The following is a 25,611-nucleotide window of genomic DNA, read 5'->3' on the forward strand; positions in this document are numbered from 1 at the left end:
CTTCGGCGCCTCCAGCCTGCTCAACGACCTGTTGATGCAGCGCCAGAAGCTGAGCGGGCCCCGCACGCCGTCAGGCGGTTACTTCGGGCCGAAGGTGAGGACCAGCTGCGGAGCGGCGTCCGCGGCGGTCGCCTCCGAGGACCAGAGCCACAGCGGGTCGGTGCCCGTGCTCTTCAGGCCCAGGCTGTAGCTGCTGCCCAGGACCGCGGAGACCGCGGCGGTGTCCAGCTCCACGCCGTGCACGGCCGAGCCGTCGGGCACGCCCGCGATGCTGCCGAGCGGGGTGGTGCCGAGGGTCGGCTTGGTGTTGAACGTGGTGCCCGGTCCGCTCCAGGTACCGGTGACCGGGACCACGGAGATGAGGTCGGCGGTGCCGGCGCCCGCCTGCGTGGTGGTCTTGACCTGCAGCGAGACGGACTTCAGGACCTGTCCGGCCGGAGCGGCCGGGAGGTCGAAGCGCAGGTACGACTCGTACGCCGAGGTGCCGCGCACCGCGAGCGAGTTCGCCGTGCCGTAGGCGGTGTTCGGAGCGCCCTGGTTGATGTAGGTGTCCTCGGTCGCGGTGACCTTGGAGACCGTGTCGGACGGCGCCTTGGCCAGGTCGAAGTGCTTCTTGACCTGGGCCTGGGTGAGCGCCGTCGGGTAGACGGCCGCCTCGTCGAGCTGTCCGGCGAAGAAGTTGCTCGTCGGGCGGGTGGGCCAGCCGGACAGGCTGTCACCGCCGACGTGCCAGAAGCCCGCGTAGGTCTGCGTGCTGGTGGCGTTGAGCGTGCCCTTGTTCTGGCCGTCGACGTACAGCGTCAGGCCGCCGGGGCTCTGGGTGCCGACCACGTGGTGCCACTTGTTGTCGTTGTAGTTGTCGAACAGGCCGGTGGAGATGGTCCTGGTCGAGCCGTTGTAGACACCGAAGACGAGGCGACCGGTGTTGGTCATGTAGATGTGCTTGTCGTTCGAGCCGCTGCTGCGCTCGGTGTTGTTGCCGAAGCCGATCAGCTTGCCGCCGCGCGAGGAGTTCGTCTTGAACCAGGTCTCGACGGAGAACTGGCCGCCGACGGTCTGGCGGTGGTCGCTGTAGACCTTCTGGCTGGTGCCGTTGAAGCCCATCGCCGTGCTGGCTCCGGTGACGGCGCCGGGCGTCTGGCGCAGGGCCGGTGCGTTCAGCTGGATGCCGCTGGTGTTGCCGCCGTTCGAGGAGTCGGCGACGTACGGGCTGACCGTGTCGTCGAAGCGCCAGTACAGCTGGGCGCCGTCCGCGCGGACCTGGTCCGGGTACGACTGGACCGAGGTCGGGATCGTCACCGAGACGGTGGCCGACAGCGCGCTGGTGTTGCCGGCGGCGTCGGTGGCGGTCACGCGGTAGGTGTACGACTGGCCGGCCTTGACCGTGGTGTCGTTCCAGGAGGCCTGGGGACGCTGCCACTCCAGGGAGTCGGCGGTCATGGTGTGGATCGGGGAGCCCGAACCGTTGCGGTAGACGCGGTACGTCAGCTTGCTGTCGTCCGCGTCGTAGCTGGTGCGCCAGCGGACCTGGGCCTCGCCGGGCTTGACGCTGCCGGCGCTGGCCACGGGGGTCGTGGGGGCGCCGACGTCGCCGGTGGAGGCGAAGCGGGTCAGGCCCCACTGCGGCTTGCCGTTGATGAGGGTGAACTCACCGCCGACCCACATGTACTTGACGTCGTTCTTCTCGGCCACGGCCATGACGCGCGGGCCGATGCCCTCGGTCAGCTCCATGCCGTCGTTGGCCGTGGGGTGCCAGCCGAGCTTGCCCGGACCGCGCACGAAGCCGTCCACGGGCGCGGGGGCGGCGCCTGGGTGGTCGGTCGGCTGGGCCAGCAGGAAGTGCCGCTTGCCGTCGGGGAACTCCTGCTCGGTGGAGCAGTCGTGCGCGTGCGAGGAGCTGTAGAGCACTCCGTCGTAGGGCAGGACGAACTGGGTGGCGCCGAGGCAGCGGTCGCGCCACTTCTCGGTGAAGTCGCTGAGCTTCAGGCCGATGCGGCCGTCGAAGACGCCGCCGCCGGAGCCCTCGTTGCCCGTGTAGAAGCCGGTGCCGTCGGTGGATATGTCCTTGACGACCGAGTTCGACGGGATGTTGGTGTAGGTCTTGGTGACCGCACCGGTGGTGGAGTTCACCACGGCCAGGGCGTGCGTGTTGGACCCGTTGACGGAGAAGAAGTCGCCGCCCAGCAGCACGTTCTTGCCGTCAGGGGTGACCTCGACGGCACGGCCCGGCTCGTCGGCGTCGGCCTTGAAGGGCTTCAGCTCACCGGAGGAGGCGTCGACCGCGGCGAACCGCTCGCGGCCCTGGCCCTCGACGGTGAAGAAGTCGCCGGCGGCGTACAGGGTGTCGTCGGTCACGGCGAGCCCGCGCACGGTGGCGGCGAAGCTCGGGTGGAACGAGGCCTTGGGGGTGCAGCTGGCGATGTCGATCGCGGCGACGCTGGAGACGGGGGTGCCGTTGACGGCGCCGAAGTAGCCGCCCGCGTACAGGGTCTTGTTGTCCTTCGAGACGACGAGGGTCCGGACCGTCGCGGTTCCCTCGCCCACGGTGAAGGAGAGCTTGCAGGCGGTCGGGTTGCCGGTGGCGGCATCGAGCGCGACGAAGTTGACGGCGTCCTGCTCGGCGCCCGCGGCGCCCTCGGGCGGACGCACCGACGAGAAGGTTCCGCCGGCGAAGACGGTGCCGTTGGCCTGGGCCATCGCCCAGACGACGCCGTTCGTCTGCCAGGTCGGCAGGTTGTCGGCGGTGAACGCCACCGGCGCGGTGATGGCGGACGCCTGAGGCATCAGCACCAGGCCGATGCCGGTGCCGGCACCGGCCAGTGACAGGACGAGGGCAGCAGTCAGCCCTCTGGATCTACGCATGAGCCCCCCAGGGCAATCGCCCGGTTTGATGGCTGAAACTATCCGACAGCCATATGTACTGGGCGCAGACTAGGGCTCACGCAAGGGCCCGGTCACCTCCCTTGACCCATTGCATACCAACTTGGAATCAACCGGGTTCAGCACGGAGGGTGCACTACGGACATACGGCAGGTTTGCCCCGGTCAATCCCGCGCAGAGTGGCGTACGTGACCGGAACACGGCAAACCGTAGGGGAAATATACGGCCTCAGCGGTCGATGCGGACCGTCACGCCCGCGAGCTGGTCCTGGACCTGGCGGACGTCGGCGTCGACCATGATCTTGGCCAGTTCCGCGACCAGGACCGTCGGCTTCCAGCCGAGCAGCTCGTTGGCCTTGGAGGCGTCGCCGATGAGGGCGTCGACCTCGCTGGGGCGTTCGTACTTGGGGTCGTAGCGCACGTGATCGTTCCAGTCGAGGCCGGCGTGGGCGAAGGAGGCCTCGACGAACTCGCGGACGGAGGCGGCCACACCGGTGGCGACCACGTAGTCGGTGGCCTCGTCCTGCTGGAGCATCCGCCACATGGCGTCGACGTACTCCGGGGCGTAGCCCCAGTCGCGGACGGCGTCGAGGTTGCCGAGGTAGAGCTTCTCCTGCAGGCCGGCCTTGATCCGGGCGACCGCGCGGGTGATCTTGCGGGTCACGAAGGTCTCGCCGCGGCGCGGGGACTCGTGGTTGAAGAGGATGCCGTTCACGGCGAACATGCCGTACGCCTCGCGGTAGTTCACCGTGGTCCAGTACGCGAAGACCTTGGCGGCGCCGTACGGGCTGCGCGGGTGGAACGGCGTGCCCTCGTTCTGCGGGGGCGGGGTGGCGCCGAACATCTCCGAGGACGAGGCCTGGTAGATGCGGGTGTCGATCCCGCTGGCCCGGATCGCCTCCAGCAGCCGCAGCGCGCCGAGGCCCGTGACGTCGCCCGTGTAGAGGGGGGCGTCGAAGGAGACGCGGACGTGGGACTGGGCGCCGAGGTTGTAGACCTCGTCGGGCTGTATCTCGCGCAGCAGGTTCACCAGGGCGACGCCGTCGGAGAGGTCCGCGTGGTGCAGGACGAAGGACCGGTTGGCGGTCTGGGGGTCCTGGTAGATGTGGTCGATCCGCTCCGTGTTGAAGCTGGAGGAGCGCCGCACGAGCCCGTGCACCGTGTAGCCCTTGGAGAGGAGCAGCTCTGCGAGGTACGAGCCGTCCTGCCCGGTGACGCCGGTGATCAGCGCGGTCTTGCCCATGGGTTCCCCTTGGTGGTGGTCGGTGCTGTTCGTCGTGGTGAGGCTGCGCCTCGGGGCGTGTGCGGCGGACCGCCCCGGCAGGGGGCGCACCGCGCGTGCGGGCCGCCGCCCGGGGGCCGGATGGGTACCGTACACGCCCGTTCCGGCTGGCTTTGCAGTGGATTGGAGCCCGCGGCGGCCGGGCGCCGGGAGGTGGACCGGGCGGACCCGCGCGGCAGCGGACTGGCATCATCGGCGGTATGACACCTTCGATGCCGCTCCTGCCCCCGAACGCCCGCGTCTTCGTCGCCGGCCACCGCGGCCTCGTGGGCTCCGCGGTCGCCCGCCGCCTGACCGCCGACGGCCACGAGGTGCTGACCCGGGGCCGCGCCGACCTCGACCTGCGCGACGCGGAGGCGACCGGGGCGTACCTGGAGGACGTCCGCCCGGACGCCGTCGTACTGGCCGCCGCCAAGGTGGGCGGCATCATGGCCAACAGCACGTACCCGGTGCAGTTCCTGGAGGACAACCTCAAGATCCAGCTGAGCGTCATCGCCGGGGCGCACGCCGCCGGCGTGGACCGCCTGCTGTTCCTGGGGTCCTCCTGCATCTATCCGAAGCTGGCCCCGCAGCCGATCAGCGAGGACGCCCTGCTGACCGGCCCGCTGGAGCCGACCAACGAGGCGTACGCCCTCGCGAAGATCGCCGGCATCGTCCAGGTGCAGTCGTACCGCAGGCAGTACGGGGCCTCGTTCATCTCGGCCATGCCGACGAACCTCTACGGTCCGGGCGACAACTTCGACCTGGAGTCCTCGCACGTCCTGCCGGCCCTCGTCCGCCGCTTCCACGAGGCCGCGGCCGAGGGGCGGGACGAGGTCACCCTGTGGGGCTCCGGTACCCCGCGCCGGGAGTTCCTGCACGTCGACGACCTGGCGGCCGCCTGCGTGGTGCTGCTGAACACCTACGACGGGGACGAGCCGGTCAACATCGGCTGCGGCGAGGACCTCACCATCAAGGAGCTCGCCGAGACGGTCGCCGAGGTGACCGGCTTCCGGGGCAGGCTCGCCTGGGACACCTCCAAGCCGGACGGGACGCCCCGCAAGCTGCTGGACGTGTCCCGTCTGACCTCGCTCGGCTGGAAGCCCGGCATCCCGCTGCGGGACGGCATCGCCTCCACCTACCGGTGGTGGCGCGAGCAGGGCTGATCTCAAGGCGTCGGCCCCTCAGTACGCCCCGCGACCGTCGACGACGGCGCGGAGCGTGCGGCCCATGACGTCGACGTCACTGGTGAAGGACCAGTTGTCGACGTACTGCAGGTCGAGCTGGATCGTCTCGTCCCAGGACAGATCGGACCTCCCGCTGATCTGCCACAACCCGGTCATCCCGGGCCGCACGCTGAGCCGGCGCAGTTCGACGTCGTCGTACTCCGCCACCTCCTCGGGCAGGGGCGGGCGCGGGCCGACCAGGGACATGTGGCCGGTGAGCACGTTGAACAGCTGGGGCAGTTCGTCCAAGGAGGTGCGGCGCAGCAGCCGGCCGACGCGGGTGACCCGGGGGTCGCGGCGCATCTTGAACATCAGGCCGTCGTTCTCGTTCGCCCCGGCCAGTTCGGCCTTCCGCGCGTCGGCGTCCACGACCATCGTGCGGAACTTCCACATGACGAAGGGGACGCCGTCGCGGCCGATGCGCCGCTGGCGGTAGAAGGCCGGGCCGCGCGAGCCGACCCGTATCGACACGACGATCCCCAGGAAGAACGGGGAGAGCAGCAGCAGCCCGATCGCGGCGCCCGCCCGGTCCAGGGCGGACTTGAGGACGGTCTGGACGCCGCGGCTGACCGGCGGGACCACCCGCAGCATGGCCAGCCCGCCGGCGGACAGGGTCTCCAGGCGCTTGACGGAGACCTCCACCAGGCCCGGGAAGACCGCGAGTTCCAGGCCCGCGTCGTGCAGGGCCCAGGCCACGCGGCGCAGCCGCTCCCCCGCGAAGCGCGCTCCGGGGGCGACGAGCACCAGGTCGGCGTGGTGGCTGCGGACGGCGCCGAGGACGGCGGAGGAGTCCCCGCGCGAGGCCTCGGGCATCGTCTCGCCGAGGCGGGCGGCGACCGGGACTCCGCTGGCCAGGTCGCCGGCGCCGACCGGGACCATGCCGACGACGACGTACGGGTGGTCGGTGCGCGCGGCGAGGTGGGCGATGACGTCCTCGGCCGCGTCGGGCTCGCCCACCACGAGGACCCGGCTGACGGCCTGGGCCTCGCGCCGGGCCGCGGAGAGGTGGCGGTAGGTCAGCTTGTGGCAGGCGACGGTGACGAGCAGCGCGGGCAGCAGGGCCCCGAGCGCGGACAGCCGGGGGGTGTCCTCCTCGGTCACCACGCGTGCCACGGCCAGGACTCCGATGAGAATCAGCCAGTCGTGTACGACCGGCAGGACTCCGCGCGATTCTCCGAGCGAGCGGGCGGTGTAGCGGCGGCGCAACGCCTGTACCCCGGTCCAGGCGAGCGCCGCGCCGAGGGCGCAGTAGAGCGGCCGGACCTGCTCGGCGGCCGCGAAGACGAGCCCTACGGGAACGGCCGCACCCAGTACGTCGGCCGAGACGGCCGCCGGCAGGTACCAGCGGGCCTTGTCACCGAGCCGCCTGACGGGCACCGCGGACTCCTGGGCCGTCCTGGCCACTCTTTGCGCAGGAAAATGGACATGCCTCATGGGCCCCCCTGGCACGTGGTCTATGACAGTGACGGCTGTCCATGGCTTCCCCTGGCAACGGACATCTGCCGCACCGGGAAACAGTACGACAAACGCCCGTACGGTAAATGCCGTTTGCCTCAACGAGACCTCTTGTTGCCCAAGCGTTAGCAACCGGTACCAACCGTTCCGAATGCCGGACGCTTTCCTCGGCACACGAAGGTGAATGGTTCGGATACCGGATACGTCACTTCGGACAACGAACCGTTTCCAGCCAACCTTTTGACGCGGCCCTGACATCGCGCGCCGTAGGTGTCACTCTTCGACCGTTCATCGCACCAGCCCTGATCTGCCCGGAGGCCCACCCAGCCGTCCGGAACCCCCCTTGCAGAAGGAGTCTGCGTTGAGGTCCACCCCCCAGAGGCGTGCCACCGCGGCCGGCGCGCTCGTGGCCGCGGCAGCCCTGCTCGCCGTCGGTATACAGACCGGCACCGCAACCGCCGACGCCACCGCGTCGCAGGCACGTACGGCCGCCCAGCCCAACCCGGGCGCGGCGAACGTCGAACTCAGCGCTTCGGAGCGTGCGACGCTCCTCGCCGAGGCCAACTCCACCACCGCGCAGGCCGCCAAGGCCCTCGGCCTCGGAAGCGGCGAGAAGCTGATCGTCCGCGACGTCGTCAAGGACGCGGACGGAACCACGCACACCTCGTACGAGCGCACCTACGACGGCCTTCCGGTGCTCGGCGGTGACCTCACCGTCCACGCCAAGGGCGGCGTCACCCAGAGCGTGACCAAGGCGACCCACCACGAGATCAAGGTCGCGGACACCACCGCCACGGTCACCCCGGCCGCCGCCGAGGGCCAGGCGGTCGCCGCCGCCAACGCCGAGGGCTCCAAGGAGGCCAAGGCCTCCAAGGGCGCCCGCAAGGTGATCTGGGCGGCCGAGGGCGCTCCGGTCCTCGCGTTCGAGACGGTCGTCGGCGGCCTCCAGCACGACGGGACGCCGAACGAGCTGCACGTGGTGACCAACGCCAAGACGGGCGCCAAGATCACCGAGTGGCAGGCCGTCGAGACCGGCACCGGCAACACCATGTACAGCGGCCAGGTGACGCTCGGGACCACGCAGTCGGGCAGCACGTACACCCTGACCGACGCGGCGCGCGGCAACCACAAGACGTACAACCTCAACCGGGGCTCCTCGGGCACCGGCACGCTCTTCTCCGGCCCGGACGACGTCTGGGGCAACGGGCTGCCGGCCAACCTGGAGACGGCCGGCGCCGACGCCCACTACGGCGCGGCGGCCACGTGGGACTACTTCAAGAACGTGCACGGCCGCAACGGCCTGCGCAACGACGGCGTGGCCCCGTACACCCGGGTCCACTACGGCAACAACTACGTGAACGCCTTCTGGCAGGACTCCTGCTTCTGCATGACGTACGGCGACGGTGACGGCAACGCCAAGCCCCTCACCTCCACCGACGTGGCCGCGCACGAGATGACGCACGGCCTGACCTCGGTCACCGGCAACATGACCTACAGCGGCGAGCCCGGCGGCCTCAACGAGGCGACCTCCGACATCATGGCGGCGGCCGTCGAGTTCCACGCCAACAACCCGCAGGACGTCGGCGACTACAACGTCGGCGAGAAGATCGACATCCGCGGCAACGGCACCCCGCTGCGCTACATGGACAAGCCGAGCAAGGACGGCTCGTCCAAGGACGCGTGGTACTCGGGCATCGGCTCGATCGACGTCCACTACTCCTCGGGTCCGGCCAACCACTGGTACTACCTGGCCTCCGAGGGCTCGGGCGCCAAGGTCGTCAACGGCGTGAGCTACGACTCGCCGACCTCCGACGGTCTGCCGGTGACCGCGATCGGCCGCGACGCCGCCTCGAAGATCTGGTTCCGCGCACTGACGGTCGGCTACTTCAAGTCGAACACCAACTACGCGGACGCCCGTGTCCAGACGCTGAAGGCCGCGGCCGACCTGTACGGCCAGGGCTCCACCATCTACAACAACGTGGCCAACGCCTGGGCCGGCGTCAACGTCGGTCCCCGGATCGTCTCCGGCGTCACCGTCAACCCGATCGCCAACCAGAACACCCAGGTGGGCGGCGCGGTGAGCCTGCAGGTCCAGGCCACCAGCACCAACCCGGGCGCGCTGAGCTACGCGGCGAGCGGCCTGCCGGCCGGTCTGTCGATCAACTCCTCCACCGGCCTGATCTCGGGCACGGCCACCACCGCGGGCACGTCCAACGTGACCGTCACGGTGACCGACTCGGCGAGCAAGACGGGTACGGCGTCCTTCACCTGGACCGTCGGCACCAGCCAGCCGAGCGTCTTCGAGAACACGACCGACTACGCCATCGCCGACAACGCGACGGTCGAGTCCCCGATCACCGTGAACCGCACGGGCAACGCCCCGAGCACCCTCAAGGTGGACGTGAACATCCTGCACACCTACGTCGGTGACCTGAAGGTCGACCTCGTCGCCCCGGACGGCACCCTCTACAACCTGCGCAACCGCACCGGCGGCAGCGCGGACAACATCGTCCAGTCCTTCACCGTGAACGCCTCCTCCGAGGTCGCCAGCGGTGTCTGGAAGCTGCGGGTCGCGGACCTGGCCAGCGCGGACGTCGGCAAGATCGACAGCTGGAAGCTCACCTTCTGACCCCTCCGGGGCCGGACAGTACGAGCTGAGCGGCGCGAGCCGCACCGTTAGACACGGGGCCGCCCGGGAGGAAACCTCCCCGGGCGGCCCTGTCCCATGGGCCCCGTCCCGTCGGCCCGTCGCCGCGGGACCTGCGCCCCTGGCGGCCGGGACCTTCGGCGCCGAGCGCGCCGCCGCGGCGGGGGGATAGTGGAGTCCAGCGAACCTACGGAAGCGTAGGTTCGGGTGATTCCGAGGACGTGCCCCATGCCGCTGACCCCCGTGCCGCTGACGCCCGTGCCGCTGACGCCCGCCCCGTCGGTACCCGCTCCGCCGGCCCCCGCGCCCCTCCCCGCCGTGCGGCGGCCCTGGCTGATCCAGGGCGGCATGGGCGTCGGGGTCTCCGGGTGGCGGCTGGCCAGGGCGGTGTCGCTGGAGGGCCAGTTGGGCGTGGTCTCCGGAACGGCGCTGGACGTCGTCCTGGCCCGCGTCCTGCAGACAGGCGACCCCGGCGGGCACGCCCGCCGCGCCCTGGCCGCCTTCCCGCTCCCCGAACTCGCGCAGACCGCCCTCGACTGCTACTTCCGCGAGGGCGGGCTCGACGCGGGCGCCGCGATGCGGACCGCTCCGCGACTGCGGGCGGCGGGCGGGGCGCAGGCGGAGATCCTCACCGTCCTCGGCAACTTCGCCGAGGTGTGGCTCGCGAAGGAGGGACACGATGGCCTCGTCGGCGTCAACTACCTGGAGAAGATCCAGCTGGCCACCGCCCCCGCCATGTTCGGCGCGATCCTGGCAGGCGTCGGCCACGTGCTCGTGGGCGCGGGAGTCCCCGGTCAGATCCCTGCCTTCGCCACGCGGCTGGCGCGCTACGAACGCTGCGTCACCCGGGTCTCCGTAGAGGGATCGGAGGAGCCGCTCGACCACCTCTTCGACCCGGGGGCGCTGCTGGCCGGTCACCTGCCGGGCCCGCTGCGCCGTCCGGAGGTACTGGCCATCGTCTCGCTGCCGGTGCTCGCCGCCTACCTGGCCCGCGACGGGGCGACCCGCCCCGACGGCTTCGTGATCGAGACCAGCGGGGCCGGCGGCCACAGTGCCCCGCCGCGCGGGCCGATGCGGCTCGACGAGCGCGGCGAGCCGGTCTACGGGCCGCGCGACGACCCGGACCTCGCCAGGATGGCGGCGCTCGGGCTGCCGTTCTGGCTCGCCGGCGGCCAGGCGAGCCCCGAGGCGGTGGCCGCCGCCCGGGCCCGGGGGGCGGCCGGGGTCCAGGTCGGCAGCGCCTTCGCCCTGTGCGAGGAGTCGGGGATGGCCCGCCACCTGCGCGAGGACCTGCTGGAGCGGGCCCGCGCGGGCACCCTCGTGGTCCGCAACGACCCCGAGGCCTCGCCCACCTCGTTCCCCTTCAAGGTGGCGGAGCTCGCCGGTACGGTCTCCGACCCCGGGGTGGCCGCGGCCCGGCGCCGGGTGTGCGACCTGGGCTTCCTGCGTACGCCGGTGCGCGGCCCGCGCGGGACGGCCTACCGGTGTGCGGCCGAGCCGGTGGCGGCGTACGTGCGCAAGGGCGGGGACGCCGCCGACACCAGGGGCAGGCAGTGCCTGTGCAACGGCCTGCTGGCCACGATCGGGCTGGCCCAGCGGCGGCCCGGCGGCCGGGTGGAGCCGCCGATCGTGACCATCGGCAAGGACCTGTCGTTCCTGCCGCGCCTCTCCCCCGACGCCGGTCCGTACACGGCGGCGGACGTGGTGCGCCGGCTGGCGGCGGGCGCCGGTGGCGGCGCCGCGCGGCCGGACCGGACGGGCTGACCCCCGGGACGGGCCCGGGCCGGCTCCGGGCGGGAGCCTCCGCGGTCAGCCGGTCCGCCCCGGCGGCCGCCCCCGAGCCCGCCGTGCGTTCCCGGTGGGAGCGGGGTCAGCGCAGCAGTACGCCGCCCCCCGCGTCCGTGTCCACGGGTCCGGCGACCAGGCCGAGTTCGGCCGGGACCGCCAGCAGCGGGTGCGACGGCAGGATGCGCACCGTATAGCCGAAGGGCCCCGTACGGTCGAGGGCGAGCGGGCCCTCGTACACCCAGCGGCCCTCCAGGTCCGGTCCCGCGGCCGGCTTGAGCGGGAAGGCCCGCCCGTCGCGGATCACGTCCTGCGGGTCGACCCGCCCGGCCACCGCCTGCACCTCCACGTCCTCGGGCGTGAGCGCGTCCAGCGCCACCCGCACGCGCAGGGTGAGGGTGGCCCCGAGTTCGGCGGTGCCGTTCACGGGGGCCTCAGCGACGGCCTCCACGTGCTCGACGGCCACCCCCGGCCAGGCCGCGCGGGCCCGCCCCTTCCACCAGGCGAGGTCCCGCGCCGCCTCCGGGTTCAGGGCCCGGTGGGCAAGCGCGGCTGGGGCGTACAGCCGCTCCACGTACTCCCGGACCATCCGGCCGGCCAGCACCTTCGGGCCGAGCGAGACCAGCGTGCGCCGGACCATCTCGATCCACCGCACCGGAAGGCCGCCGCGTCCGACCCGGTCGTAGAACCGGGGCGCGACCCGGCTCTCGATCAACTCGTAGAGGGCGCCGGCCTCCAGCTGGTCGCGCCGGTCCTCGTCCGCGCCCAGGCCGTCGGCGGTCGGGATGGCCCAGCCGAAGTCGGGCTCGAACCACTCGTCCCACCAGCCGTCCAGCACGGACAGGTTGAGGCAGCCGTTCAGGGCGGCCTTCATCCCGCTCGTGCCGCAGGCCTCCAGCGGGCGGAGCGGGTTGTTCAGCCAGACGTCGCAGCCCGGGTAGAGCTTCTGCGCCATGGCCATGCCGTAGTCGGGCAGGAACACGATCCGGTGGCGCACCCGCGGGTCGTCGGAGAACCGCACCAGCTCCTGGACCAGCCGCTTCCCGCCGTCGTCGGCGGGGTGCGCCTTGCCCGCGACCACGATCTGCACCGGCCGGTCCGGGTCCAGCAGCAGCCTGCGCAGCCGGTCCGGGTCGCGCAGCATCAGCGTCAGGCGCTTGTACGAGGGCACGCGCCGGGCGAAGCCGATGGTGAGCACGTCCGGGTCGAGCACGGAGTCCACCCAGCCCAGCTCGGCCTCGGCCGCGCCGCGCTGGCGCCAGGACGCCCGCAGCCGGTCCCGCACCTCCTGGACCAGCTGCTCGCGGAGCACCCGGCGCAGGTCCCACACGTCCTGGTCGGGGATCTCGGCGACGGCGTCCCAGCGGGTGGAGCCGCCGACGGACAGGGCGTCCTCGGTGCGGCCGGCGCCGATCTGGCGGGCGCCGAGCCGGACCACCTCGGGGGCCACCCAGGTCGGGGCGTGCACCCCGTTCGTGACCGAGGTGATGGGCACGTCGGCCGGGTCGAAGCCGGGCCACAGGCCGGCGAACATCTCCCGGCTGACCGCGCCGTGCAGGGTGGACACCCCGTTGGCCCGCTGGGCCAGGCGCAGCCCCATGACGGCCATGTTGAACACCCCGGGGTCGCCACCGGGGTACGACTCGGCGCCCAGTTCCAGGATCCGGTCGACGGGTACGCCGGCCAGTTCCCCGCCGTCCCCGAAGTGCCGGGCGACCAGGCCCCGCTCGAAGCGGTCGATGCCGGCGGGGACGGGGGTGTGCGTGGTGAACACGGTCCCCGCGCGCACCGCCTCGACGGCGGCGTCGAAGCCGAGGCCCTGCTCGCGCTCCAGTTCCCTTATGCGTTCGAGCCCGAGGAAGCCGGCGTGGCCCTCGTTGGTGTGGAAGACCTCGGGGTCGGGGTGTCCGGTGATCGCGCAGTACGCGCGCACCGCGCGCACGCCGCCGATGCCGAGGAGCATCTCCTGGAGCAGGCGGTGGTCGCTGCCGCCGCCGTAGAGCCGGTCGGTCACCTCGCGGGCCGCCACGTCGTTGTCCTCGACGTCGGAGTCGAGGAGCAGCAGCGGTACGCGGCCGACGCGGGCCTGCCAGACGTGCGCGTGCAGGGCCCGGCCCCCGGGGAGGGTCAGCGAGACCCGGGCCGGGGTGCCGTCGTCCTGGCGCAGCAGGTCGAGGGGGAGCTCGTTGGGGTCGAGTACGGGGTAGTGCTCCTGCTGCCAGCCGTCGCGGGAGAGCGACTGGCGGAAGTAGCCGTGACGGTAGAGCAGTCCCACGCCGATGAGCGGGACGCCGAGGTCGCTGGCGGACTTGAGGTGGTCCCCGGCGAGGATGCCGAGGCCGCCGGAGTACTGGGGCAGGGCGGCGGTGATTCCGAACTCGGGGGAGAAGTAGGCGATCCCGGCGGGCAGTCCGCCCGCGGACTCCTGCCCCTGGTACCACCTCCCGCCGTTGACGTAGTCGTCGAGGTCGGCGGCGGCGACGGCGAGGCGCCGCAGGAACCGGCGGTCGGCCGCCAGTTCCGCGAGCCGGGCCGCGGAGACGGCGCCGAGCAGCCGGACGGGGTCGCCGCCGGCGGCCTGCCAGCCCTCGGGGTCGACGGATTGAAAGAGTTCGCGGGTCTCGGCATGCCACGACCAGCGCAGATTGCGCGCGAGGTCGGTGAGCGGCAGCAGGGTCTCCGGGAGGACGGGGCGCACGGTGAACCGACGGATAGCCTTCACACGTTCCACCTTCGCAGGGGATTGCGGATCGGAGCGGCCGCACCACGCTGTGCACCCGCGCATCACCCCGGGAAGGCTAGCGAGCCGGACGCCTCCCGGCCATGCCGCCTCGGCCGCCCCTCCCCCGGCCCGCCGCCGCCCCCTGCCCGCCCGGCCGCTCCCGCGGGCAGCGGGCGCCCGTACGCGGAGGTGAATTGCGTCGGGGACGAATGCACGGTCCCCGGCGGGGAAACCGAAAGGAGGACCGGGGCGTCGTCGCGGCAGCAGGACCGGTCACCCGGCACGCAGGCCTCGAAGGCCACCTCCGCGCCCGACGCCCACGCCCGCCGCACGTGCCGCTCGCGGCTCCAGGCAATCGGGTCGGGGAGGAGGGCACCCACGATGCCGCCCACGAGATCGGCGATCACCGTACCGTCACCCCGCCCGCACCAGAGGCGTACGCGACGTGTGAGACGGGTCTGACGGATGGTTCCGCACCGTGCACCGCAGGTCCTCCCGCGGCCTGACGGGGCATCGGCGGATACCGGTCCGGCGCCCGCGCACCCCCGTGCCACTACGAACGAGTAGTTAACCAGCGACCCGGGTTGGGCGGGGTCAGAGTGGGAAGGGCTCCCCGGGTACGTGTGGTACCCGCACGGCGCACCCGCCCCCAACCTCTCCCGCCACCCGAGTGAACGCGGACAGGAGCGGCCATGCCCGCAGCCCAGCCGTCTTCCGAGCGGCTAGAAACAGAGCGAACAGAGCGTGCACTACCAGCCGTGATACCGGCTGGCCTGTTGTCACCGAGCCCTGCGAACTGCCCCCAGGTGATCCCATCATGATCGGTCGCATTCCCGTGCTGGACGTCCGCCCCGCCGTCGACTGCGGCGCCAGACCCGCCAAGGCGGTGGTGGACGAGGTCTTCGAGATCTCGGCCACCGTGTTCCGCGAGGGACACGACGCCGTGGCAGCCCACGTCGTCCTGAGAGATCCGAGCGGGCGGCTCCGGCCCCCCGTGCCCCTGCGCGAGCTCGCCCCCGGCACCGACCGGTGGGGGGCCCGGGTGTCCGCCGAGGTAGAGGGGAGGTGGACGTACACCGTCGAGGCGTGGAGCGACCCGGTGGCCACCTGGCGGGCCCACGCGGCGATCAAGATCCCCGCCGGGATCGACACCGGGCTGGTGCTGCTGGAGGGCGCCGAGCTCCTCGCGCGGGCCGGCGCCAAGATCCCCAAGCGGGACGGCCGACTGGCCGTACTGGGCGCCGCCCACGTCCTGCGGGACGAGGACCGGCCCGTCGCCGAGCGGTACGCGGCCGCCCTCGACCCCGCCGTGGACGCCGCGCTCGCGAAGCGCCCGTACCGCGAGCTGGTGAGCGCCGCGAAGCCGCTCCCCCTGCTGGTCGAACGCAAGCGGGCCCTCTTCGGCTCCTGGTACGAGATGTTCCCCCGCTCGGAGGGAGCCGTGGTCGAGCCGGACACGGCTCCGGTCAGCGGAACGTTCCGCACGGCCGCCGAGCGGCTGCCGGCGATCGCCGGGATGGGTTTCGACGTGGTGTACCTGCCACCGATCCACCCGATCGGCTCGACCTACCGCAAGGGGCCCAACAACACGCTGTCGGCCGGTAGTTGGGATCCGGGCGTGCCGTGGGCGATCGGCTCCACCGAGGGCGGGCACGACGCCGTCCACCCCGACCTCGGCACGATCGAGGACTTCGACGCCTTCGTGGCGCGCGCCCGAGAGCTGGACCTGGAGATCGCGCTGGACTTCGCCCTCCAGTGCTCCCCCGACCACCCGTGGGTGGAGAAGCACCCGGAGTGGTTCCGCCACCGCGCCGACGGGACGATCGCGTACGCGGAGAACCCGCCGAAGAAGTATCAGGACATCTACCCGATCCACTTCGACACCGACATGGCCGGCCTCGTGCAGGAGACGGTGCGGATCCTCCGGCACTGGATGGAGCACGGTGTCCGGATCTTCCGCGTCGACAATCCGCACACCAAGCCTGTCGTCTTCTGGCAGAAGGTGATCGCGGACATCAACAGGTCGGACCCGGACGTGATCTTCCTCGCCGAGGCCTTCACCCGCCCCGCGATGATGCGCGCCCTCGCGGCGGTCGGCTTCCAGCAGTCGTACACGTACTTCACCTGGCGCAACACCAAGGCCGAGCTCACCGAGTACCTGACCGAGCTGTCGGGCACCCGGTCGGCCTCCGTCATGCGGCCGAATTTCTTCGTCAACACCCCCGACATCCTCCACGAGTACCTTCAGCACGGCGGCCGCCCGGCCTTCGAGGTGCGAGCGGTCCTCGCCGCCACCCTCTCCCCCGCCTGGGGCGTCTACGCCGGGTACGAGCTCTGCGAGGGCACCCCGGTGCGGGCGGGCAGCGAGGAGTACCTGAACTCCGAGAAGTACGAGTTCCGGCCACGCGACTGGGCGGCCGCGGACCGCGACGGCACCACGATCGCCCCGCTGATCACCGCGCTCAACCGGCTCCGCCGGCGCAACCCCGCTCTCCAGCAGCTGCGCGACATCCACTTCCATTCGACCGACAACGAACAGGTGATCGCCTATTCGAAGCACGCGGGAGCCAATTCCGTACTGGTGGTCGTCAACCTCGATCCGCACCACACCCAGGAGGCGACGGTGTCGTTGGACATGCCGGTACTCGGCCTCGACTGGCACGGGTCCCTCGCGGTGCGCGACGAGCTCACCGGCGAGACCTATCACTGGGGCAGGGCGAACTACGTGCGGCTAGAGCCGGGCCGCACGCCCGCGCACGTGCTGGCCGCTCTGCGACCGTCCCCGCCCACCGGAGGGTCACCCACCACATGATGATCAACGATCCCGTCCACGACACCTTCGAGGACACCCCCGCCAAGGACCGCGATCCCGACTGGTTCAAACGGGCGGTCTTCTACGAGGTCCTCGTCCGCTCCTTCCACGACAGCAACGGCGACGGCGTGGGAGACCTCAAGGGGCTCACCGCCAAGCTGGACTACCTCCAGTGGCTCGGCGTCGACTGCCTCTGGCTCCCCCCGTTCTTCGCCTCACCCCTCCGCGACGGGGGCTACGACGTCTCCGACTACACCTCCGTGCTCCCCGAATTCGGCGACCTCGCCGACTTCGTGGAGTTCGTGGACGCCGCGCACCAGCGCGGCATGCGGGTGATCATCGACTTCGTCATGAACCACACGAGCGACCAGCACGAGTGGTTCCAGCAGTCCCGCAAGGACCCGGAGGGCCCGTACGGCGACTACTACATGTGGGCCGACAACGACAAGCAGTACCAGGACGCCCGCATCATCTTCGTCGACACCGAGACCTCGAACTGGACGTACGACCCCGTACGCAAGCAGTACTACTGGCACCGCTTCTTCTCGCACCAGCCGGACCTCAACTACGAGAACCCGGCCGTGGTCGAGGAGATCGTCTCGGCGCTCCGGTTCTGGCTCGACCTCGGCATCGACGGCTTCCGCCTCGACGCCGTGCCCTACCTGTACGCCGAGGAGGGCACCAACTGCGAGAACCTGCCGCGCACCCACACCCTCCTCAAGCGGGTCCGCACCGAGATCGACGCGCACTACCCGGACACCGTGCTGCTCGCCGAGGCCAACCAGTGGCCCGAGGACGTCGTCGACTACTTCGGCGACTTCTCCAAGGGCGGGGACGAGTGCCACATGGCGTTCCACTTCCCCGTCATGCCGCGCATCTTCATGGCCGTAAGGCGGGAGTCCCGCTACCCGGTCTCCGAAATCCTGGCCAAGACCCCGGCGATCCCGGAGCGCTGCCAGTGGGGCATCTTCCTGCGCAACCACGACGAGCTCACCCTCGAGATGGTCACGGACGAAGAGCGCGACTACATGTACGCCGAGTACGCCAAGGACCCGCGGATGCGGGCCAACATCGGCATCCGGCGCCGGCTCGCCCCGCTCCTGGACAACGACCGCAACCAGATGGAGCTGTTCACCGCCCTGCTCCTGTCGCTGCCGGGCTCTCCGGTGCTGTACTACGGCGACGAGATCGGCATGGGCGACAACATCTGGCTCGGCGACCGCGACGGCGTGCGCACGCCCATGCAGTGGACCCCGGACCGCAACGCCGGTTTCTCCTCCTGCGATCCGGGCAGGCTGAACCTGCCGGTCATCATGGACCCGGTCCACGGGTACCAGGTCACCAACGTCGAGGCGGCCATGGCATCGCCCTCGTCGCTGTTGCACTGGACCCGCCGGATGATCGAAGTCCGCAAGGCGAACCCCGCCTTCGGACTGGGCTCGTACACGGAACTGCCGTCGTCGAACCCGGCGGTCCTGGCATTCCTCCGTGAACACGGGGACGACCTGGTGCTGTGCGTGCACAACTTCTCGCGCTTCGCGCAGCCCACCGAACTGGATCTGCGGTCGTTCAACGGACGGATCCCGGTGGAACTCACGGGAGACGTGCGCTTCCCGGCGATCGGCGAATGGCCGTACCTGCTGACCATGGCGGGACACGGCTTCTACTGGTTCCGCCTCCGGAACGAAACGCGCACCGAACTGCGCGCCGAGCAGTAGCCGGACACGGGCGAACCGAGCCCGGGAACGGGGCGGGCGCACGCGAATGGGTCAATCGCCCGCCCCTGTACGGATCATCCTGACCCGACACTCGCACATACCGGAGAAGCAACTGCCGCACATCCGGGACACTGCGCATTCTGTGACGGCCCGGGGAAAGGACGCGACGCCATGTCGGAGGCAGCATCCGCCCGGAGTCGGCTGACGGCCGACCGGGCCGACGGGATCGGCCCGCTGGAACCGATGCTCAGGGCCTGGCTGCCCGCGCAGCGCTGGTTCGCGGGCAAGGGCCGGTCCATCACCAGGCTCAGGGCCGTATCGGCCGCCGAGCTGCTCCCCCCGGGGTCCGCCCCCGGGTTGCTGCACCTGCTCCTCGACGTGGACGGGGACTGCTACCAACTGCTGCTGGGCGTACGCCCGTCCCTGCCGCCCGCGCTCGCGCCCGCGCTGATCGGCCACGCCGAGGAGGGCCCGTACGCGGGCAGGGCGGTCTACGAGGCACTGGGCGACCCCCGCCTCGCGAGCATGCTGCTGGAACGATTGCGCGCCCCCGGCGCGCTCGGCCCGCTGCGCTTCGACCGGGACCCGGACGCGCCGATCCCGGCCGGGCTGACGCCCCGGCCGCTGTCCGGCGAGCAGACCAACTCCTCCCTGATCTACGGGGATGCGTACATCCTGAAGGTGTTCCGGCGGGTCGGGCCCGGAGTCAACCCGGACCTGGAGCTGCCCAGAGCGCTGGCCGCCGCCGGCTGCGCCCGCGTCCCGGCGCCCGTCGCCTGGTACGAGGCCGACCTGGCCGGCAGCGAGCCGCTGACCCTGGGCGTCCTCCAGCCGTACCTGCGCGGCTCCGACGACGGCTGGCAGCTCGCGCTGCGCCGGCTCGGCGCGGGCGCCGACTTCACCGCCGAGGCGCACGCGCTCGGCCGGGCCACCGCGGAGGTGCACAGCGCGCTCGCCTCCGCCCTGCCGACCGTGGCGCTCGGCCCGGAGCAGACCGCCCGGCTGGCCGCCGGGATGACGGCGCGGCTGGCCGCCACCGCCCGGGAGGTGCCCGCGCTGCGGACCTTCGAGGCGGGGCTGCGCGGCGCCTTCGACGCGCTGGCCGCCTCCCGGGGGGCCGGGGTGTCCGCCCAGCGGATCCACGGGGACCTTCATCTGGGGCAGACGCTGCGCACCCTCGACGGTTCGTGGTCGTTGATCGACTTCGAGGGCGAACCGGCCCGGCCGCTGGCCGACCGGCGCCGTCCCGAACCGGCGGTGCGCGACATCGCCGGGATACTGCGCTCCTTCGACTACGCCGCCCGCTCGCACCGGCCGTTCGCCCCCGCGTGGGCGGACGACTGCCGGGCGGCCTTCTGCGAGGGGTACGCCCGCACCACGGGCCGCGACCCCCGCGAGGACCCGGTGCTGCTGCGGGCGTACGAGACCGACAAGGCCGTGTACGAGGCCCGCTACGAGTTCCGGCACCGCCCCGACTGGCTGCACGTCCCGATGGCCGCGATCCGGCGGCTCTCGGAACCCGCCCGTCCCGCCCACCGCGTGCCGCCCACCCCGGCCGCTCCGGGCTCCCTCTCCCCGCACCCCCATCAGAAGCCCCCGAGGAGGCCGCTCGCGTGAGCGCCGCACGACAGCCGTCACCGACCGTCCGCGACGAGTCCGGGGCCCCCGCCCCGGCCGCGAGAAAGCCCCGCACCCCCCGCGCCCGCCGGGCCGCCCCCGCGCACGGGGTCCGGCCGGCGCCCCCGCTGGACGCCGGGGACCGGGCCCGGCTGCTGGAGGGCCGCCACCACGACCCGCACGGGGTGCTGGGCGCCCGCGCGCAGCGGGGCGGCGTCTCCTTCCGGGTGCTGCGCCCGTACGCCAAGGCCGTCACGATCGTCGCCAAGGGGCTGCGGGCCGAGCTCCTCGACGACGGGGACGGGCTGTTCTCGGGGCTGCTGCCGCTCGCCGAGGTGCCGGACTACCGGCTGCTGGTGGCGTACGACGGCGACGAGATCGAGGTGCACGACCCCTACCGGTTCCTGCCGGCGCTGGGCGAGCTGGACCTGCACCTGATCGGCGAGGGGCGGCACGAGGAGCTCTGGACGGCGCTGGGCTCCCGGCCGATGGAGCACCAGGGGGTGGCCGGCACCCGCTTCACGGTGTGGGCGCCGAACGCCCAGGGCGTCCGCGTCGCCGGGGACTTCGCGTACTGGGACTCCGTCGCCTACCCGATGCGCTCGCTCGGCTCGACCGGTGTGTGGGAGCTGTTCCTGCCGGGCGTCGGCGCCGGGACGCTGTACAAGTACGACATCACGCGGCCCGACGGCAGCCACACCCTGCGCGCCGACCCGATGGCCCGGGCCGCCGAGGTCCCGCCGGCGAACGCCTCCGTCGTCACGGTCTCGGCGTACGAGTGGAACGACGCGGGGTGGATGGCCGGGCGCGGTGCGCGGCCGCCGCACCAGGCGCCGTTCTCGGTGTACGAGGTGCACCTGGCGTCCTGGCGGCCGGGGCTCTCCTACCGGCAGCTCGCGGAGCAGCTCCCGGCGTACGTGAAGGATCTCGGCTTCACCCACGTGGAGCTGATGCCGGTCGCCGAGCACCCCTTCGGCGGTTCGTGGGGCTACCAGGTCACCGGCTTCTACGCGCCCACCTCCCGGATGGGCTCGCCGGACGACTTCCGCTTCCTGGTGGACTCGCTGCACCAGGCCGGGATCGGCGTGATCGTCGACTGGGTGCCCGCGCACTTCCCGCGCGACGACTGGGCGCTCGCCGAGTTCGACGGCCGCCCGCTGTACGAGCACCACGACCCGCGGCGGGCCGCGCACCCGGACTGGGGGACGCTGGAGTTCGACTACGGCCGCAAGGAGGTCCGCAACTTCCTCGTCGCGAACGCCGTGTACTGGTGCGAGGAGTTCCACGTCGACGGGCTGCGCGTGGACGCGGTCGCCTCGATGCTGTACCTCGACTACTCGCGCACCGAGGGCGAGTGGGCGCCCAACGAGCACGGCGGGCGGGAGAACCTGGACGCGGTGGCGCTGCTCCAGGAGATGAACGCCACCGTGTACCGGCGCTGCCCGGGCGTGGTGACGATCGCGGAGGAGTCCACGGCCTGGGAGGGGGTGACCCGGCCGACCGACGCGGGCGGGCTCGGCTTCGGGCTGAAGTGGAACATGGGGTGGATGAACGACACCCTGCGGTACATGTCGAAGGAGCCGGTGCACCGCAAGTACCACCACAACGACATGACCTTCGGGATGGTCTACGCGTTCAGCGAGAACTACGTGCTGCCGATCTCGCACGACGAGGTGGTGCACGGCAAGGCGTCGCTGGTGTCGAAGATGCCGGGTGAGGACTGGTGGCAGAAGCGGGCCGCGCACCGGGCGTACCTGGGCTTCATGTGGGCCCACCCCGGCAAGCAACTGCTCTTCATGGGACAGGAGTTCGCCCAGGGGTCGGAGTGGTCGGAGGCGTACGGGCCGGACTGGTGGCTGCTGGACAGCTCCTATCCTGCGGCCGAGGACCACCAGGGGGTGCGCCGGCTCGTGGGCGACCTGAACCGCACGTACGCGGCGGCGCCCGCGCTGTGGGAGCGGGACAGCGTCCCGGAGGGCTTCGCCTGGGTGGATTCCGACGCCGCCGAGGACAACGTCTTCGCCTTCCTGCGGTACGCGCAGGACGGCTCGCAGCTGCTGGCGGTGTCGAACTTCTCGCCGGTGGTCCGCCACGGGTACCGGCTCGGGGTGCCGGAGGAGGTCCCGCAGTGGCGGGAGGTCCTCAACACCGACATGGAGCGCTACGGGGGCAGCGGCATCCACCACACGGCGCCGCTGCGCCCGGAGCCGGTGCCGGCCCAGGGGCGGGCGGCCAGCCTGCGGCTGACCCTCCCGCCGCTGGCGACGGTCTGGTTCAGGCCGTAGCCGCGGGGGCCCCGGCCAGGTGCTCCTCCAGCTCCAGGAGCAGCTTGCGCTTGGCCCGGGCCCCGACCATCTGCCGTACGGGCTCGCCGTCCCGGAAGACGATCAGGGTCGGCATGGACAGCACTCCGTACCGCGTGACGGTCGCGGGGTTGGTGTCCGCGTCGACCTGCACCACCTTGAGCCGGTCCGCCTCCTCGGCGGCGATCGCGGAGAGCACGGGGGCGAGCTGGCGGCAGGGGCCGCACCAGTCCGCCGTGAACTCCACCAGGACGGTCCTGCCCCGCTCTCCGAGCACCTGGGCGTCGAAGTCCGCGTCGGTCACCTGGTCCACGCCGTGAGCCCTCATGCCGGGTCCCCCGTTCCTGTCCGTCGTCGTCATCCGGTCATCTCGCAGCGCGGGGCCGTCGGCCCGGCCGTCCCCGGCCCGCCCGCCCCGGGCCCGTCGGTGGCCCGTTCGGCCGTCGCCAGCTGGCGGGCCACCTGGTCCCGTACGCCGGTCAGCCGGCCGATCAGGGCGTCCAGCTCGGCGAGCTTGCGCCGGTAGACGACGAGCGAGGCGGGGCAGGCGTCCCCCGCGGGGTGCCCGGCGCGCAGGCAGTCCACGAAGGGCCGCGTCTCCTCCAGCTCGAACCCGAAGTCCTGGAGGGTGCGGATCTCGCGCAGCAGCCGCAGGTCGTCCTCGTCGTAGGTGCGGTAGCCGTTGTCGGCCCGCCGGGCGGTCAGCAGCCCCCGGGATTCGTAGTACCGCAGGGTCCGGGTGCTGGTCCCGGCCCGCTCCGCCAGTTCGCCGATGCGCATGGGGCGACCGTATTCCTTGACGCCGACGTCAGGGCAAGGGCCGGGGCGGGGGGAGTCGCGGGCTTGCTTCGGCGGGCGCTGGCTGAAACCTTGTGGTGACAGTGGATCTTACGCTGCACCGATTACCGGACAGTCGCCGCGAAACCCGACGAATGCCCTTAACTTCCTAGGACTTTCCTACGAGTTATGGGCTTGTTTGTTTGGTCTGTAGGCGCAGCGGCCTGGCCACTTCTACGGTGTGCCGTGTGCACTCCAGCCCCCCTTTCAATGCCCCCGCCGCGCGTCGTCTCCGCGCGGCCCTGGGCATGGCGCCCGGCCACGTCGCCTACGGCCTGCGCGCCCAGTACGGACTGCTTGTCGCGCCCGAGACCGTGATGGCCTGGGAACGTGGCGAGATTTCGCCCACCTCCGCCGAGCTGACGGCTCTCGCCGGTGTCCTGTGGTGCTCCCCGGGCGAGCTGATCGCAGAGCCGGTCAGCCTTCGCGAGCACCGGATATCCAGGGGGCTGGCCGCCGAGGAGCTGGCCCGGCGGGTCGGCCTGGAGGCGAACGCGTACCAGAAGATGGAGGACGCCGGACGCTGGAAGGGCAACGAGCGCCAGTCCGCGGCCCTCGCCCTGGTGCTGGGGCTGACGCTGGCGCAGTTCGTGACGGCCACGGGCAAGGACGAGGAGCTCGCCGAGGTGCTGCGCAGCGCGGTCACCACGCGCTGGCAGGCGTACGTGAAACCGCTGTCGAAACTGCTGCCGATCCCCCGGCCCCACCTGGAGCGGGTACTGGAGCGGCTGCACGGGGACTACCAGTCCCGGATGGTGGCGACCCTGAGCTGGGGCGGCGCCGAGGGCTCGGCCGGGGCGGGCGACGCGGGCCGGGAGTTCCTCGCCGAGATCGTGGGGCGGTTCTGGGACCTCGCGGGGCGTGCGGCGTAGGACACATCGGGACGGCCCCGGGCCTGCGGCGAACGGCCCCGGTCCGTTCCGGGAGGGAGGGACCGGGGCCGTTCGGCCGCGCACGTGGGGCCGGAGGTCCCGGGTGGTCCCGCGCCGCGGGGCGACGGGACCGGGGGCCGCGGGGCGGGACCGGGCGGCCTAGAAGACCGACTCGGCCTCGTACATGCGGTTCTCGGGCACGGTCTTCAGCTCGGTGACCGCGTGGGCCAGCGGGGCCATCACGATGTCGGTGCCGCGCAGGGCGGTCATGTTGCCGAACTCGCCGCGGTGGACGGCCTCCACGGCGTGCCAGCCGAAGCGGGTCGCGAGGACGCGGTCGTAGGCGGTCGGCGTGCCGCCGCGCTGGACGTGGCCGAGGATGACGGGGCGGGCCTCCTTGCCCAGGCGCCGCTCCAGCTCGACGGCGAGGCGGTTGCCGATGCCGGCGAAGCGCTCGTGGCCGTACTGGTCGATCGCGCCCTTCTCGTACGGCATGGAGCCCTCGGCCGGGTGCGCGCCCTCGGCGACGCAGATCACGGCGAACTTCTTGCCGCGGGCGAAGCGCTCCTCCACCATCTTCACCAGGGCGTCCACCTCGAAGTGGCGCTCGGGCAGGCAGATCCCGTGGGCGCCGCCGGCCATGCCGGACTCCAGCGCGATCCAGCCGGCGTGGCGGCCCATGACCTCGACGACCATCACGCGCTGGTGCGATTCGGCGGTGGTCTTGAGGCGGTCGATGGCCTCCGTGGCGACCATGACGGCGGTGTCGAAGCCGAAGGTGCGGTCGGTGGAGGAGATGTCGTTGTCGATGGTCTTGGGTACGCCGACGACCGGCATCCCGGCGTCCGACAGCATCCGGGCGGCGGTCAGGGTGCCCTCGCCGCCGATCGGGATGAGGGCGTCGATGCCGTACCGCGTCGCCAGTTCCCGGGCGTTCTCGGCGGCTTCGTGGAGGCGGGCGCGCTCCATCCGGGCCGAGCCGAGGATGGTGCCGCCGCGGGCGAGGATGCCACTGACGGCGTTGATGTCGAGGGGGCGGAAGTTGCCGTCGAGGAGGCCCTTGAAGCCGTCCTCGAAGCCGATGACCTCGTCTCCGTGCCCGACGGCGGCGCGGTGTACGACCGACCGGATGACAGCGTTGAGGCCCGGACAGTCGCCGCCTGCGGTGAGAACTCCGATACGCATCGTGCTGTGTCTCCTGCTCCTGGTCGTACGTGGCCTTCCGCGTGCGGGCGGACGGCCGTACATCTGAAGGGCGTATGGGTGAAGCCTGTCCGATTGTTCCACGTGCGGGGGGTGTGACGCGCTGTGTGCCACTCCGGTCCGGGGGCCTTTCGACCCCTCTGGGCAGGCCTTTTTCCCGGCGGGCGCCCTATCCATCCGCAGAGGTATTGTCAAGGGGGCAAGCCGTTGTCAACCGGGTCAATCACGCCCTGGACCCGCTCGACCCGCCGCCCGGCCGCCGCGGTCGGGCGGC

At 71.9% G+C, this 25,611-nt stretch carries 15 protein-coding genes; 8 read left to right on the forward strand and 7 right to left on the reverse strand.

Going from position 1 to position 25,611, the window contains the following annotated elements; translation table 11 throughout:
* Window positions 1-78: 78 nt before the first annotated feature.
* Entirely contained in the window at window positions 79-2,862 is a 2,784-nt protein-coding gene (locus ACFWW8_RS01825) for a LamG-like jellyroll fold domain-containing protein (RefSeq protein ID WP_386522255.1), read from the reverse strand.
* 246 nt (window positions 2,863-3,108) lie between these two features.
* On the reverse strand, window positions 3,109-4,122 hold the full coding sequence (gene gmd / locus ACFWW8_RS01830) for a GDP-mannose 4,6-dehydratase (protein ID WP_386522258.1): 1,014 nt from the start codon (window positions 4,120-4,122) through the stop codon (window positions 3,109-3,111).
* Window positions 4,123-4,361: 239 nt separating this feature from the next.
* Here gmd and ACFWW8_RS01835 point away from each other — a divergent pair, with 239 nt between their 5' ends.
* Complete coding sequence (locus ACFWW8_RS01835) at window positions 4,362-5,306, forward strand: GDP-L-fucose synthase family protein (protein WP_386522261.1); 945 nt, start codon at window positions 4,362-4,364, stop codon at window positions 5,304-5,306.
* Between the two features lie 18 nt (window positions 5,307-5,324).
* Here the strand turns inward: ACFWW8_RS01835 and ACFWW8_RS01840 are convergent, their stop codons facing one another.
* On the reverse strand, window positions 5,325-6,800 hold the full coding sequence (locus tag ACFWW8_RS01840) for a sugar transferase (RefSeq protein ID WP_386522263.1): 1,476 nt from the start codon (window positions 6,798-6,800) through the stop codon (window positions 5,325-5,327).
* A gap of 382 nt (window positions 6,801-7,182) precedes the next feature.
* Between ACFWW8_RS01840 and ACFWW8_RS01845 the strand changes: the two genes are divergently transcribed.
* Both ACFWW8_RS01845 and ACFWW8_RS01850 read left to right on the forward strand, forming a co-directional pair.
* Window positions 7,183-9,450 carry a M4 family metallopeptidase gene (locus ACFWW8_RS01845; RefSeq protein ID WP_386522266.1) on the forward strand — a complete coding sequence of 756 codons (2,268 nt, stop codon included), beginning with the start codon at window positions 7,183-7,185 and terminating at the stop codon, window positions 9,448-9,450.
* A 246-nt stretch (window positions 9,451-9,696) separates the two neighbouring features.
* Window positions 9,697-11,232, forward strand: a complete 1,536-nt coding sequence (locus ACFWW8_RS01850) for a nitronate monooxygenase (RefSeq protein ID WP_386522268.1) — start codon at window positions 9,697-9,699, stop codon at window positions 11,230-11,232.
* A gap of 106 nt (window positions 11,233-11,338) precedes the next feature.
* Here the strand turns inward: ACFWW8_RS01850 and glgP are convergent, their stop codons facing one another.
* Window positions 11,339-13,975, reverse strand: a complete 2,637-nt coding sequence (glgP, locus tag ACFWW8_RS01855) for an alpha-glucan family phosphorylase (protein WP_386522270.1) — start codon at window positions 13,973-13,975, stop codon at window positions 11,339-11,341.
* 817 nt (window positions 13,976-14,792) lie between these two features.
* Here glgP and ACFWW8_RS01860 point away from each other — a divergent pair.
* From ACFWW8_RS01860 to glgB, 4 genes are all read left to right on the forward strand, one after another.
* The gene (locus ACFWW8_RS01860) at window positions 14,793-16,787 is read left to right on the forward strand and encodes a maltotransferase domain-containing protein (RefSeq protein WP_386522272.1); all 1,995 of its coding nucleotides are present in this window, start codon (window positions 14,793-14,795) and stop codon (window positions 16,785-16,787) included.
* The gene (gene treS, locus ACFWW8_RS01865; RefSeq protein ID WP_386522273.1) at window positions 16,784-18,505 is read left to right on the forward strand and encodes a maltose alpha-D-glucosyltransferase; all 1,722 of its coding nucleotides are present in this window, start codon (window positions 16,784-16,786) and stop codon (window positions 18,503-18,505) included. The genes ACFWW8_RS01860 and treS overlap by 4 nt, the downstream gene beginning before the upstream one ends.
* A 171-nt stretch (window positions 18,506-18,676) precedes the next feature.
* Entirely contained in the window at window positions 18,677-20,122 is a 1,446-nt protein-coding gene (locus ACFWW8_RS01870) for a maltokinase (protein ID WP_386522276.1), read from the forward strand.
* On the forward strand, window positions 20,119-22,407 hold the full coding sequence (gene glgB, locus ACFWW8_RS01875) for a 1,4-alpha-glucan branching enzyme (protein ID WP_386522279.1): 2,289 nt from the start codon (window positions 20,119-20,121) through the stop codon (window positions 22,405-22,407). The genes ACFWW8_RS01870 and glgB overlap by 4 nt, the downstream gene beginning before the upstream one ends.
* Here the strand turns inward: glgB and ACFWW8_RS01880 are convergent.
* Together ACFWW8_RS01880 and ACFWW8_RS01885 are read right to left on the reverse strand one after the other, a co-directional pair.
* Complete coding sequence (locus ACFWW8_RS01880; protein ID WP_386522281.1) at window positions 22,397-22,753, reverse strand: thioredoxin family protein; 357 nt, start codon at window positions 22,751-22,753, stop codon at window positions 22,397-22,399. The two genes, glgB and ACFWW8_RS01880, sit on opposite strands and share 11 nt — an antisense overlap.
* Window positions 22,754-22,782: 29 nt before the next feature.
* Window positions 22,783-23,205 (reverse strand): MerR family transcriptional regulator, encoded by a 423-nt coding sequence (locus ACFWW8_RS01885; RefSeq protein ID WP_386522284.1) that lies wholly within the window; start codon window positions 23,203-23,205, stop codon window positions 22,783-22,785.
* Between the two features lie 236 nt (window positions 23,206-23,441).
* Here ACFWW8_RS01885 and ACFWW8_RS01890 point away from each other — a divergent pair, with 236 nt between their 5' ends.
* Window positions 23,442-24,134: an XRE family transcriptional regulator gene (locus ACFWW8_RS01890; RefSeq protein WP_386522286.1), complete on the forward strand. Its 693-nt coding sequence runs from the start codon at window positions 23,442-23,444 to the stop codon at window positions 24,132-24,134.
* 159 nt (window positions 24,135-24,293) lie between these two features.
* Here the strand turns inward: ACFWW8_RS01890 and ACFWW8_RS01895 are convergent, their stop codons facing one another.
* On the reverse strand, window positions 24,294-25,319 hold the full coding sequence (locus ACFWW8_RS01895; protein ID WP_386522289.1) for an ATP-dependent 6-phosphofructokinase: 1,026 nt from the start codon (window positions 25,317-25,319) through the stop codon (window positions 24,294-24,296).
* Window positions 25,320-25,611 lie beyond the last annotated feature (292 nt).

This window comes from Streptomyces sp. NPDC058701, assembly GCF_042715295.1.
Lineage (GTDB): Bacteria > Actinomycetota > Actinomycetes > Streptomycetales > Streptomycetaceae > Streptomyces.